Origin of the sequence: Nocardioides ungokensis, assembly GCF_013466985.1 — a bacterium.
Taxonomy (GTDB): Bacteria; Actinomycetota; Actinomycetes; order Propionibacteriales; family Nocardioidaceae; genus Nocardioides; species Nocardioides ungokensis.
Genome location: NZ_CP059164.1, coordinates 1,602,252 through 1,614,266 on the forward strand (window position 1 = coordinate 1,602,252; position 12,015 = coordinate 1,614,266).

The following is a 12,015-nucleotide window of genomic DNA, read 5'->3' on the forward strand; positions in this document are numbered from 1 at the left end:
CCAGCACGACCGGTCGAGGCGCTGACAGAGGCGAAAGCCCCGGGGACCCCGCGCCGCCGCGAGCTGCGGTCAGATCTCCTCGGGGAACATCTGGATCGCGCCGGAGGGGCACTCCGCGACGCAGAGGCCGCAGCCCTTGCAGTAGTCGAGGTCGATCAGATAGCTCTCGCCGGGCCGGCCGAGCTTGATCACCGCGTTGTCGGGACACACCCCGTAGCAGTTGTCGCACCCGAAGCAGTTGCCGCACGACATGCACCGCCGGGCCTCCAGGAGCGCAGTGGACTCGTCGTGGCCGAGCACGACCTCGTCGAAGGTGGACTCGCGCCGGGCCCGGTCCAGCACGGCGCGGTGCGACCGCGGGGCGTCGGCGTAGTACCAGGTGTTCAGGGTGTCGAAGGTGGCCGGGGCCGGGCGCGCGACCGGCTCCGGGGCGGCGCCGGAGAGCCACGCGTCGATGTGGCGCGCCGCTCGCTTGCCGTGGCCGATCGCGACGGTGACGGAGCGCTCGTAGGGCACCATGTCGCCGCCGGCGAAGATCCCCGGACAGCCGGTCATCAGGTCCGGCCCGACCGCGACCACGCCGTCGTCGACGACCAGGCCGGGCACGCCATCGAGCAGCGAGAGGTCCGTCTCCTGGCCGAGCGCCAGCACCAGCGAGTCCGCGTCGAGCTCGTCGAGCTCACCGGTGGGCTGAGGGAAGCCGGAGTCGTCGAGCTCCATCCGCTCCACGACCAGCTTGCCGGCGTCCACCTGCTTGATGGTGGTCAGCCACTTGAAGAGCACGCCCTCGTCCTCGGCCTCGGCGAGCTCGGACTCGTGGGCGGGCGCCCGATCCTGCGTGCGCCGGTAGACGACGACCGCCTCGGAGGCGCCGAGCCGCTTGGCGGTGCGGGCCGCGTCCATGGCGGTGTTGCCGCCGCCGTAGACCGCGACCTTCCGGCCCAGCAGCGGCTTCTCGCCCGTCTCCAGGTCTCGCAGCATGTCCACCGCGTCGAGCACGTGGGCGGCCGAGCCGGCCGGGATGTAGGTGCGCCTCCCGAGCTGGGCGCCCACGGCGAGGAACACCGCGTCGTACTCGTCCTTGAGCGCCATCAGGTCCGTCACCTTGGCGTCGAGCTCGAGGGTGACCCCGAGGTCGAGGATGCGCCGGACCTCGGCGTCCAGCACGTCGCGGGAGAGGCGGTAGCGGGGGATCCCGAACCGCATCATGCCGCCGGCCATCGGGCCGGCCTCCCGGATCGTGACGGTGTGGCCGCGGCGGGCGAGGTGGTACGCCGCGGACAGGCCGGACGGCCCGGCACCGACGACGAGGACGTGCCTGCCGGTCGGCGGCACGTCGACCGAGACCGTCCAGCCCTGCCGGATGGCCTCGTCCCCGACGAACCGCTCGACGGAGTTGATCCCGACGGCCTCGTCGAGCTGTCCGCGGTTGCATGCGGTCTCGCACGGGTGGTAGCAGACCCGGCCCATGATCGCCGGGAACGGGTTGTCCTCCATGATCCGCCGCCAAGCGCGCTCGTAGCCGGCGCCGCCCTCCTCACCCTCGTAGAGCCAGCCCTGGATGTTCTCCCCGGCCGGGCAGGCGTCGTTGCACGGCGGCATCCGGTTCGTGTAGACCGCGCGCTCGGTGCGCCACGAGCCGGTCTTGTTGGCACGGCTGGAGCCGATGTCGAGGGTGATCGCGAAGGGCTTCTCCATCACGCGTCCCCTCCGGGAGGAGCCCGAAGCGGGCGATGTTGCGGTCGGCGCTCGCCTGCAGCCGCGCCACGCTGTCGGGCCGACCGGGATCGCCGAAGAGATGGGCGTAGCGCCGCTGGGGGCGCAGGTAGTCCTCGACCGGGACCTGCCTGCGGATCCTGGACACCTCGGTCACCTCGCCGCGCTCGGCCTCGAAGACCGGGAACATGCCGGTCTCCTTGACCAGCCGGGCGAGCTTGATGGTGTCGGCGGAGGCCGCGCCCCAGCCGAGCGGGCAGGGCACGAAGACGTGCAGGTAGCGGGCGCCGCGGAAGCTCATCGCCCGCTCGACCTTGTACTCCAGGTCGCGCAGCTCGGCGACGGTCGCGGTGGCGACGTACGGGATCTCGTGGGCCATCGCGATGAGCGGGACGTTCTTGCCCTGGCCGAAGGCGTTGCCGGGCTCGGGACCCAGCGCCTTGGTGTTGGCGGTGGTCGCGGCGGGCGGGGTGGCGCCGGACCGCTGGACGCCGGTGTTCATGTAGCCCTCGTTGTCGTAGCAGACGAAGAGGACGTCGTCGTTGCGCTCGAACATCCCCGACAGCGTGCCGAAGCCGATGTCGACGGTGCCCCCGTCGCCGGCCTGGCCGATGACCCGGATGTCGTCGCGGCCCCTGGCCCGCAGCGCTGCCGCCACCCCGGCGGCGACGGCCGGCCCGTTGCCGAACAGCGAGTGCAGCCACGGAAGCTGCCACGACGACTCGGGGTAGGGGGTCGAGAACACCTCGAGGCACCCCGTCGAGTTCACGGCCAGGAGCTTCCCGTCCGTGGCGCGCATCGCGCGTCGAGCACGTAGCGCGCCCCGAGCGCCTCGCCGCAGCCCTGGCAGGCCCGGTGGCCCGAGGTGAGCGAGTTGGAGCGGCCCATCCGGGCCTGCACCGAGCGCTGCTCGGGGTCGAGGAGCCGGTTGCCGGCGACGAAGGTGCCGGTCTGGTAGAGCTTGATCTCCTGGAACGCCACGGTCGTCTCCTACTCGTAGGCGCCGGACGCGACGGTGCCGATGTCGCGCAGCATGTGCTCCGCGTGCGGCCCCGGCCGCTTGCCGCGACGGGACCTCTCGAGCTCGCGCTGGACGAGGGCCAGGTCGAGGTCGAGGAAGTGCAGCCGCTGCGGGTCGACCCGCCCGGCGAGCACGTCGTCGAGGAGCCCGCGCAGGGATGCGCGAGTGACGGGGCGGCCGCCGAGGCCGGCCACGACGTCGTACACCTCGACCGGGAGGCCGCGGGTGGCGTCCCGGGTGTTCTGGCCCACGATGCCGCCGGCCCCGACCGCGAACGCCTTCTCGACGACGACCACGCGGGTCGCCTGGCTGAGCGCCTCGCGCACCTCGGCGACGGGCCACGGGCGGAAGCAGGTGATGCCGAGGACGCCGACGGGGACGCCCTCGTCCGCAGGCCGTCGACGACCTCCTCGATCGTGCCGAGCACCGAGCCGAGGGCGACGACGACGGTCTCGGCGTCGTCGAGCCGGTAGGGCTTGAGCAGCCCGCCGGAGCTGCGGCCGAACGCCTCGCGGAAGTCGTCGGCGATGAGCGGGATCTCGTCGAGCGCGGCCATCTGCTTGGCGTGCATGAGGTACTTCACCTCCGCGAAGGCCTCCGGCCCGACCATGGCGCCGATCGTCACCGGGTCCTCGGGGTCCAGCACCTGCTGCGGGACGAACGACGGCAGGAACGCGTCCACCTGCTCCTGGGTGGGCAGGTCGACCTGCTCGAAGGCGTGGGTGAGCACGAAGCCGTCCATGCACACCATCACGGGCACGAGAGGTACTCGGCCAGCCGGTAGGCCTGGATGTGCAGGTCCAGCGCCTCCTGGTTGGACTCGGCGTAGAGCTGGATCCAGCCGGAGTCGCGCATCGACATGGCGTCGGAGTGGTCGTTCCAGATGTTGATCGGCGCGCCGATGGCGCGGTTGGCCACCGTCATCACGACTGGCAGCCCGAGGCCCGAGGCGTTGAAGAGCGCCTCGGCCATGAACAGCAGGCCCTGCTCGACGTGGCCGTGTAGGTGCGGGCGCCGGCGCCGGAGGCGCCGATGCAGGCCGACATCGCGCCGAACTCGGACTCGACCATGAGGTACTCGCAGGGGGTGAGCTCGCCGGTGCGGACCCGGTCGGAGGGACTCCACGATGTGCGTCTGCGGCGAGATGGGGTACGCCGCGATCACCTCCGGCCGGCACAGCGTGACGGCGCGGGCCACGGCCTGCGAGCCCTCGATCTGGCTAAGCACCGGCCACCCTCCCGCCTGCCGTAGACCCCAGCGACCTGCGGACGTGCTCGTGGGCGGCCCGGGCGGCCCGGGCGTTGCCGACGCCCACCTCGCCCGGGAACCGGTCGCTGATCGCGTCGCACACCGCGCCGAGCGACACCTGGCCGGTGAGCGCGGCGAACGCACCGAGCAGGGCCGCGTTGGGCAGCGGGCGACCGAGGTGCTCGCGCGCCAGCTCGGTGGCGGGCACGGTGACCACGTGGTCGCGCCTGAGCCCGTCGACGAGGTCCCCGAGCCCGAGCTCCTCGAGGGTGCGCGAGGTGTTGAGCACCAGGAAGCCGTCCGGCTTGAGCCCGGCGAACAGGTTGACCTGGTGGAGGAGCGTCGGGTCCTGGACGATCAGCGCGTCCGGGTCGGTGATCGGCTCACGGAGCCGGATCGCCCGGTCGTCGATGCGGCAGAACGACACGACCGGCGCGCCGGTGCGCTCGGACCCGAAGGTCGGGAACGCCTGAGCGTGGCGGCCCTCGTCGAACGCCGCCACGGACAGCAGCTCGGCCGCGGTGACGGCACCCTGGCCCCCGCGACCGTGGATGCGAACAGCGAACATCGCGGCCTCCTCTCCACGGAGGCTAGGTGCTGGCCCGGGGCGCGCTTAGGGCCGTTGGGCCCGGTCCCGGAGGACGGTGCGGCCCCACGAGATCGGGCCGTGCGGGCGATGAAAGGATGCGCCCGTGACGATCATTGCGGCAGCGGACGGTTCGGCGCTCGGCAACCCAGGTCCCGCCGGCTGGGGCTGGTACGTCGACGAGACCTGCTGGGCGGCGGGCGGCTGGGCCCACGGGACGAACAACAAGGCCGAGCTCACGGCGGTGCTCGACCTGCTGCAGCAGACCGCCCACCTCGCCGACGACCTGCTCGTCTACTGCGACAGCACCTACGTGATCAACTCGGTCACCAAGTGGATGGCCGGCTGGAAGCGCCGCGGCTGGAAGAAGGGCGACGGCAAGCCGGTGCTCAACGTCGAGATCATGAAGGCCCTCGACGAGGCGATGTCCGGCCGCCGGGTGAAGTTCGCCTGGGTGAAGGGCCACTCGGGCCACCCGCTCAACGAGGCGGCCGACCGCCTGGCCAACGGCGCGGCTGCGTCGTGGAAGGGCGGCGTGGCTCCGGCTCCGGGCCCGGGCTTCGAGGGCGCCGTGACGCGCCACCCCGAGGAGTTCCCCGCCGCGTCGTACGACGAGCCGGACCTGTTCAGCGGCCTCTGAGCGCCCCCACGCCGTCGACGGCCCCCTCGCTCGGCCCTTCGCCCTGACCCGTCGGCATCAGCCCCCACCGAGACCGGCGTCCCGGGCCTTGACGATGGCGGCCGACCGGTCGGACACCTGCAGCTTGGTGAAGATGTTGGAGACGTGGTTGCGCACGGTCTTGAGGCTGATCATCAGCTCGTGCGCGATGGTGGCGTTGCCCTTGCCGGCGGCGACCAGGTCGAGCACCTCTCGCTCCCGCTCGGTCAGTGACGGGAACGCGGCGGGTGCCGAACCGGGGCCGGTCGCGAAGTGCGCGATCACCCGCCGTGCGACCTCGGGACCGAAGATCGCCTCCCCGGCGGCGGCAGCCCGGATCGCGCGCACGATCTCGTCCTGCTCGGCACCCTTGAGCAGGTAGCCGAGTGCGCCGGCCCGCATCGCCGCGAACACCGAGTCGTCGTCCTCGAACATGGTGAGGACGACGACGGCCACGCCGGGCGAGCTGCGGGTGATCCGGCGGGTCGCCTCGAGGCCGTCCAGGCCGGGCATCCGCAGGTCCATCAGGATCACGTCGGGGGACAGCTCCTCCGCGAGCTCGATCGCGCGCTGTCCCGTCTCTGCCTCCCCGACGAGCTCCACGCCGTCGAGGCCCTGCAACATCAGGTCCAGCCCCCGGCGGAACGCCGGGTGGTCATCGGCCACGAGCACGCGGGTCACGCGAGTGCCTCCACGTCGGCCCGGGCCGCTCCGTGCTGCCCGATCGGCAGCACGGCCCGGACCAGCAGGCCGCCCTCGGCACGGTTGGCGATGGTGCAGCTGCCGCCGAGCTCGGCCGCTCGTTCCTGCATCGAGCTCCAGCCGACCCCTCGGCCGGTCGCGGCGTCCGTGCCGCGACCGTTGTCGGCGACCGTCAGCTCGAGGCGGTCGTCGACCCTGACCTCGATCCGGCACCGTGTTGCCCCGGCGTGGCGGGCGACGTTGGCCATCGCCTCGGACGCGATCCGGAACACGGCGACCTCGACCGCTGCGGGCAGCGGGGGCATCGGATCCGGTCCGGCGAACTCGGTGGTGAACCCCGCGGAGAGGGCCGCTGCCCGCTGACGGATCGCCGGGAGCAGGCCCACCTCGTCGATCGCGGGGGGCCTGAGGTCGTCGACGACCCGTCGTACCTCGGCGATCGCGTCCCGCACCTCGTCACGCGCCTCGGCGAGGAGGGCGGACCGCTCGGCACCGTCGGCGCGGGACTGGGCTGCGTTCAGCTTGAGCACGATCGCGGCCAGCGACGGACCGACCCCGTCGTGCAGGTCCTGGCGGAGCCGACGCCGTTCCTCCTCGCGACCGGCCACGATCCGCGCCCGGGACTCGCGCAGCTGCTGTCCCTGCCGTTCGGAGCGGACCAGCACCGCGGCGTATCTCGCCAGGTCCCGGAGCAGGGACAGGTCCGCCGTGGAGAGCCGCCGGCCCGGAGGGACCTCCACCGCCAGGTCGCCGAGCTGCTCGCCCCGGTGCACCAGCGGCGTCCGGACCACGCACGCGTCGGCATCCTCGTCGCCGGTGACGACCCGGACCCGGTCGACGTGCAGCGCCTCGGCGACCGCCTCGGTGACCGCCGCGCCCAGCGACTCGGGGCCGGCGGCGTCCGCGCGGTCCGCGAGCAGCCGCAGGGCCCGGTTCGGCTCCGAGCGGTAGCCGTACACCCAACGCTCGACCCGCTGCCGCAACCAGGAGTACGCCGGCTGCACGGCGACCGCGACCACGGCGACCGCGACGAGGCCGCCCGCGCTGCTGTTGCCACCGAGCCGTTCGGCGACCAGGAGCAGCAGCGCATAGAGAGCGACCACCCCGACCACCAGGCTCCCGTAGGTGAGAGTCCGGCTCAGCACGACCTGGATGTCGAAGAGGCGATGACGGAGGATCGCGATCGCGATGGTGACCGGGAGCCAGACACCGACCAGCGTGAGCGTGAGATCGGTGAGCCACCCATGGTCGCCCAGCACGAAGTGGTTCGCCCAGACGACCAGCAGGCCGATCGGCACCGCGAGGGAGCCCCAGACCAGCCACAGCAGCTGCACCCTCACCTCGCCGGCCGAGCCACGCAGCCGGCTGCGGATGGCGACCGCGGACCCGAAGAAGAGTGCCACCACCAGCGCCAGGCCGATCGAGCCGAGCAGGCCGGAGACCAACGGCGGCAGCCACGCGAGCGGGGGAGCCCGACCGCCGTGTTCCTGTCGGAACCCTGACCGGTCACCGGCGGCGCCGACCAGGAAGAGCACCGCCCCGAGGAGCCCGGTCAGCACCCACCTCCGCCAACGGTCGCTGAGCGGATACCCGTCGGGCAGGAGGTAGGCGATCAGCACCAGCCACAGGAAGAGGAAGATCCAGCTCCCGGAGAGCAGCTGGTCAGCGACCAGGCCCGCCGTGCTGGTGCTGGTCGTCCGAGAACCCCCGAGCAGCAGGCCGACCGACACTCCCTGGGCCACCAGCAGCCAGCCGATCCGCACCTGGCCGGCGCGGACGACGAGGAGCCCGAGCACGACCGGGATGGCCGTCGACAGCGCGACGGCTGCGTAGAACATGCGTTCAGTCTCCCGTCCGCAGAGGCTCACGTCACCCGTCCCGGGAACACTTCCCGGGCGACCCGGGACTCCGGCACCGTGCCCCCGGGTCGGCAGCCCGGCGACCGTTGCCGGGTCGGCGAGAGCCGCCGACCACCTGTCAGAAGGGAGCGGAGAGATGCCGCTCAGCACGTTCGAAAGGTTCCTCCCCTGGACCGGAGCCATCGCCGGGCTCGCCTGGATCGGCCAGGCGTCCCTGTTCCACCTCGACGCCGCGGACAGTCCGGGGAAGGCGACCACGGCCACGATCCACGACCACCTGGCCCTCAACTACGCCGCGGTGGGCTGCCTGGTCGTCATGGGCATCGCCCTGGTGTTCTTCGCGTCCGCGCTCCGCAGCCGGCTGCGGTCGGCCGAGGCAGGCGAGGCGACCTACTCCAGCATCGCGTACGGCGGGCTGCTGCTCGCCTCGGCCGGGCTCTCCCAGATGGTGATGTGGAGCTGGGGACTGATCAACGGGGCTGCCGACGCCAAGGACGACGCCGCCCTGCACGTCCTCAGCTTCGTGGGCTACTTCGGCTTCGCCGGCATGGGCATCGGCCTGGCGACGACGTTGCTCGCGACCGGCCTCGCGGGCCTCGGCAACGCGGTGCTCCCGCGGTGGTTCGCGATCGTCACGCTCGTGATGGGGGCACTCAGCGCCCTGGGTGCCGCCGGGATCCCTCCGGGCGGGCTGGTGAACTACCTGTTGCTCCCGTTCTGGCTGATCGGCACCGCGGTCATCCTCGCCCGCAGGCAGGCCAGGCCCACCGCCGCAGCGACCCCCGTCGAGGCCCAGCGCATCGCGTGACTCCGCCGCCGGGAAGGGGCGGCCGGGAGAGGATCAGAAGACGGTCCAGTCCGAGTACGTGGTGAAGGCGTCCAGCGCCGCCAACCCCGCTGCCGAGCTGCCGCTGGGTCCCAACGTCGGGCTCCACACGCAGGCGACACCTCGGTCGGGGATGACGGCCAGGATGCCGCCGCCGACGCCGCTCTTGGCCGGCAGGCCGACCCGGTAGGCGAAGTCGCCGGCCGAGTCGTAGGTGCCACAGGTGAGCATCACGGCATTCACCCGCTTCGCCTCCCGCTCGCTGAGCAGCCGGGTCGCGTCCGAGAGCACGCCGTCGCGGGCCAGGAAGAGCCCGGCGAGGGCCAGCTCGCGGCAGGTCATCGAGAGTGCGCACTGCGCGACGTACTGCTCGATCACCCGGTCGACGGGACACTCCAGGTTGCCGTAGCTGGCGAGCAGGTGAGCGAGCGCCGAGTTGCGGTGCCCGGCCTCGAGCTCCGACCGGGCGACGTCCGGGTCCATGTCCACGTCGCCGCGGCCGCTCTCCCGACGCATCAGGTCGCGGAGCGTGCCGAACGCGTCGCCGGTCAGCGACTGCAGCCGGTCGGTGACGACGAGGGCTCCCGCGTTGATGAACGGGTTGCGGGGGCGCCCCGCCTCCTGGTCGAGCTGGAGCAAGGAGTTGAACGGGTTGCCCGACGGCTCGCGCGACACCCGTTCCCAGATGCGCTCTCCCTCGGCGGCGATCACCAGCGCGAGCGTGAAGACCTTGCTGATGCTCTGCACCGAGAACGGCACGTCCGCGTCGCCCACGGCGTACACCTCGCCGTCGCAGGAGGCGACCGCCATCCCGAACTGGAGCGGATCCACAGCCGCCAGGCCGGGGATGTACTCGGCGACCCGGCCGCTGCCCACCTCGGGGGCGGCGGCCTCCTGCGCGCGCACCAGGGCGTCCTCGATCTCCACGGCCGTCATCCTCGCGCAGGCAGGGTCGAGCCGTCGGGCCGGGCTCCGGACGCAGGTGGCAGGCTCCCCAAGGAGCTGCCGAGGACGCCGCTCCGCGCGAGCCGGCGCCGGGCGGGCCACCCCGTCTAGGGGACACGCCGGGTCCGATGGCATGCTGTCTGGCCGCTGTGCCCTGGACGGGGCGGCGGACACGCCGGGAGGGTCGGATGAGCGAGGTCGCGGGTGAGCTGGCGCGCGTGCGTCGCGCGTTCGAGCAGCCGACGCTGACCCTGCTGCACCAGCGGCAGGCCCCGGTGGTCATCGCGGTCTTCCGGTCCGCCTTCGGACGCGACAACAAGCCGATCCCGACCGCCCGGCTGCACGCGCAGGTCGAGGACCACCTCGCGCAGCTGCGCCTGGCGGGGGAGACCGAGCTGCCCGCCGGCAGCGGTCGCGACATCTGCCAGCGATGGATGCGCGGGCAGTGGCTGGTCCGGGCCCTGGACGACGCCGGACAGGAGGTCTACACGCTGACCTCCCATGCCCAGCAGGCCCTGGAGCTGGTCAAGACGCTCTCGCGCGACCGGGCCACGCTCAGCGAGCACCGGATCGCGACCATCCTCAACACCGTGCGCCGGTTCAACAGCGAGGCCAACCCCGACCGGTCTGCCCGCGTCGCCATCCTGAACGCCGAGATCGCCCGGCTCGGCGCGGAGCGGGACCGACTCGTCGACGGCGCGGAGATGGACGCCCCGTCCGAGGACTACATGCTGGAGGGGTTCACCGAGCTCCAGCTGCTGATCTCCGCGCTGCCCAGCGACTTCGCGCGCGTCGAGGAGCGCTTCGCCGAGATCCGGGCCGGAATCCTGGCGTCGTTCCGCTCCGAGGACCGGCCGGCCGGGGAGGTGATCGACGCCTACCTCGCCCGGGCGGACTCGCTGATGACGGCGACCCCCGAGGGCCGTGCCTTCGAGGGGGCGTTCGCGCTGCTGCGTGACGACGCGATGGTCGCGCAGCTGCGTGACGACCTGGGCGCGCTGCTCGACCACCCCGTGTCCGACGGGCTCCTGGCCGACGGCGACCGGGCGGAGCTGCGGGGCACGGTTCGACTGATCCGCGACGGCCTGGACCGGGTGCTCTCGCAGCGCTCGCGGGTCACCTCGACGCTCAAGGACTACATCGTCGCCCACGACGCGGTCCGCGACCGCGAGCTGGAGCAGACCCTGCGGCAGATCGAGTCCGAGGTCATGGGCTGGATGGCCACCACCGGCCCGCGGGCGAGCGTCGACCTGCCGCTGCTGCCGGCACGGGTGGACGTCGAGCACTTCCGGGAGCGCTTCCACGACCCGGCCGACGACGTCGCCCCGACCCGACTGGTGGACACCCCCGCCAGCGTCGACGCGCCACCGTCCCTCGCCACGGTGCTGGCCCAGGGCGGGCCGTCCATCTCGGTCCTGCGACAGCGGCTCGACGAGGCGCTCGCCTCGCTGGATCCCGCAGCGTCCCTGGGCGAGGTGTTCGAGTCGCTCGAGCCCGCGCTGCGGCGCCCCGTCGAGATCTTCGGCCTGCTCCACCTCGCGGCCGACCGCGAGCTGCCGGCGGAGACGGTGCTGGAGCGCTACCGCGCCCTGCGACCCGACGGCTCGCAGCGGACCTTCGCGGTGCCGAGGGTGCCGCTCGACGACCCCGACCTCACGGCCCGGACCGAGGAACCACGATGAACACGATCCAGGACCAGCAGGACCGCACCGCGCCCGACGAGCTCGGCCCCGACGGCCCCGACGGGTTCGCCGCGCTCGACCCCGACGACCCCGAGCGTGAGGCCACCACCTCCGTCTCGCTGTTCGAGGGCGACGAGGGCGGGCTGGAGTACGCCGAGCGTCGTGCGCTCGTCGCGCTGCTCAAGCAGCGCTTCATCAGTGCGCGGACCCACCCGCGCGACTGGCGGGCCCTGACCGAGAACGAGCGGGTCATCCGGGCGCGGCTCAACGACCTCTTCCTCGAGCTGCAGATCGACCCCGTCCGCGAGGTCGCGTGGAAGCGGCAGGCCGTCTCCGAGACCGGCCAGAAGTTCCCCACCCTGCTGTACGACGCCGCGTGGAGCCGCGAGGAGACGATCGTGCTGGTCCACCTGCGCGACCGCTTCCGGGCCGCCACCGCTGCCGGTGAGGGGCGGGTCTACGTCGACCGCGAGGACGTCGTCGACTACGTCGCCGGCTTCCGCCCGCCGCACGCCACGGACGTGGCCGGTGACGAGAAGCGCGCCCGCAACGCCGTGGCCAACGTCAACCGGGCCGGGCTGCTCATCGGCGCACCCACCGACGACCGCTACGAGATCAGCGAGGCCATCGAGCCGCTGCTGCCGCTCGAGCTGCTCAAGGAGCTGCTGGTGAGCCTGCAGCGGACCAACGACCCCGAAGCTGCCACGGAGGACGACCCGCTGTTCGGGGACGAGACCCAGGCCGACCAGCGCCACGACGAGGAGGACTGAGC

The 12,015-nt window shown here is 72.7% G+C and carries 12 protein-coding genes and 2 pseudogenes; 4 read left to right on the forward strand and 10 right to left on the reverse strand.

All coding sequences use genetic code 11. The features are described from left to right. Positions 1-69 precede the first annotated feature (69 nt). The 7 genes and pseudogenes from H0S67_RS07910 to H0S67_RS07925 form a co-directional block, all read right to left on the reverse strand. Positions 70-1,698 (reverse strand): NAD(P)-binding protein, encoded by a 1,629-nt coding sequence (locus H0S67_RS07910; RefSeq protein ID WP_180936146.1) that lies wholly within the window; start codon positions 1,696-1,698, stop codon positions 70-72. Positions 1,699-2,044: 346 nt separating this feature from the next. Next, positions 2,045-2,515 (reverse strand): annotated as a pseudogene (locus tag H0S67_RS24695) (thiamine pyrophosphate-dependent enzyme); the annotation flags it as partial. Continuing rightward, positions 2,482-2,697 (reverse strand): hypothetical protein, encoded by a 216-nt coding sequence (locus H0S67_RS23295; protein WP_219635557.1) that lies wholly within the window; start codon positions 2,695-2,697, stop codon positions 2,482-2,484. The pseudogene H0S67_RS24695 and the gene H0S67_RS23295, both read right to left, overlap by 34 nt. A 9-nt stretch (positions 2,698-2,706) precedes the next feature. Further along, a complete protein-coding gene (locus tag H0S67_RS27930; protein WP_425489925.1) occupies positions 2,707-3,096 on the reverse strand; it encodes a hypothetical protein in 390 nt (129 codons plus the stop codon). A gap of 254 nt (positions 3,097-3,350) precedes the next feature. Further along, positions 3,351-3,709, reverse strand: a pseudogene (porA, locus tag H0S67_RS27935) (pyruvate ferredoxin oxidoreductase); the annotation flags it as partial. Next, a complete protein-coding gene (locus H0S67_RS27940) occupies positions 3,661-3,807 on the reverse strand; it encodes a hypothetical protein (RefSeq protein ID WP_219635560.1) in 147 nt (48 codons plus the stop codon). The gene H0S67_RS27940 and the pseudogene porA, both read right to left, overlap by 49 nt. Before the next feature lie 149 nt (positions 3,808-3,956). Then, entirely contained in the window at positions 3,957-4,553 is a 597-nt protein-coding gene (locus H0S67_RS07925) for a 2-oxoacid:acceptor oxidoreductase family protein (RefSeq protein ID WP_180936147.1), read from the reverse strand. 124 nt (positions 4,554-4,677) lie between these two features. On the opposite strand from H0S67_RS07925, the gene H0S67_RS07930 reads away from it, so the two are divergent. Then, a complete protein-coding gene (locus H0S67_RS07930) occupies positions 4,678-5,211 on the forward strand; it encodes a ribonuclease H family protein (protein ID WP_180936148.1) in 534 nt (177 codons plus the stop codon). A gap of 57 nt (positions 5,212-5,268) precedes the next feature. Here H0S67_RS07930 and H0S67_RS07935 read toward each other — a convergent pair whose 3' ends face one another. Then, entirely contained in the window at positions 5,269-5,910 is a 642-nt protein-coding gene (locus H0S67_RS07935; protein ID WP_180936149.1) for a response regulator transcription factor, read from the reverse strand. Next, positions 5,907-7,769, reverse strand: a complete 1,863-nt coding sequence (locus H0S67_RS07940; RefSeq protein WP_180936150.1) for a sensor histidine kinase — start codon at positions 7,767-7,769, stop codon at positions 5,907-5,909. The genes H0S67_RS07935 and H0S67_RS07940 overlap by 4 nt, the downstream gene beginning before the upstream one ends. A 157-nt stretch (positions 7,770-7,926) precedes the next feature. Here H0S67_RS07940 and H0S67_RS07945 point away from each other — a divergent pair, with 157 nt between their 5' ends. Continuing rightward, on the forward strand, positions 7,927-8,598 hold the full coding sequence (locus H0S67_RS07945) for a hypothetical protein (RefSeq protein ID WP_180936151.1): 672 nt from the start codon (positions 7,927-7,929) through the stop codon (positions 8,596-8,598). Between the two features lie 33 nt (positions 8,599-8,631). On the opposite strand, the gene H0S67_RS07950 is transcribed toward H0S67_RS07945, so the two are convergent. After that, positions 8,632-9,543, reverse strand: coding sequence for a glutaminase (locus H0S67_RS07950; RefSeq protein ID WP_219635561.1), 912 nt, complete (start codon positions 9,541-9,543; stop codon positions 8,632-8,634). Positions 9,544-9,749: 206 nt separating this feature from the next. Between H0S67_RS07950 and H0S67_RS07955 the strand changes: the two genes are divergently transcribed. Together H0S67_RS07955 and H0S67_RS07960 are read left to right on the forward strand one after the other, a co-directional pair. Continuing rightward, positions 9,750-11,243, forward strand: coding sequence for a DUF3375 domain-containing protein (locus H0S67_RS07955; protein WP_180936153.1), 1,494 nt, complete (start codon positions 9,750-9,752; stop codon positions 11,241-11,243). Beyond that, entirely contained in the window at positions 11,240-12,013 is a 774-nt protein-coding gene (locus H0S67_RS07960) for a DUF4194 domain-containing protein (RefSeq protein ID WP_180936154.1), read from the forward strand. Before H0S67_RS07955 ends, H0S67_RS07960 begins: the two co-directional genes overlap by 4 nt. The last annotated feature ends 2 nt before the right edge of the window (positions 12,014-12,015 follow it).

Bases quoted from the DNA above. Each gene is read 5' to 3' on its own strand.
- H0S67_RS07910 (WP_180936146.1), bottom strand. From the start codon at position 1,698: ATGGAGAAGCCCTTCGCGATCACCCTCGACATCGGCTCCAGCCGTGCC.
- H0S67_RS07925 (WP_180936147.1), bottom strand. From the start codon at position 4,553: ATGTTCGCTGTTCGCATCCACGGTCGCGGGGGCCAGGGTGCCGTCACC.
- H0S67_RS27940 (WP_219635560.1), bottom strand. From the start codon at position 3,807: ATGGTCGAGTCCGAGTTCGGCGCGATGTCGGCCTGCATCGGCGCCTCC.
- H0S67_RS07940 (WP_180936150.1), bottom strand. From the start codon at position 7,769: ATGTTCTACGCAGCCGTCGCGCTGTCGACGGCCATCCCGGTCGTGCTC.
- H0S67_RS07955 (WP_180936153.1), top strand. From the start codon at position 9,750: ATGAGCGAGGTCGCGGGTGAGCTGGCGCGCGTGCGTCGCGCGTTCGAG.
- H0S67_RS07945 (WP_180936151.1), top strand. From the start codon at position 7,927: ATGCCGCTCAGCACGTTCGAAAGGTTCCTCCCCTGGACCGGAGCCATC.
- H0S67_RS07960 (WP_180936154.1), top strand. From the start codon at position 11,240: ATGAACACGATCCAGGACCAGCAGGACCGCACCGCGCCCGACGAGCTC.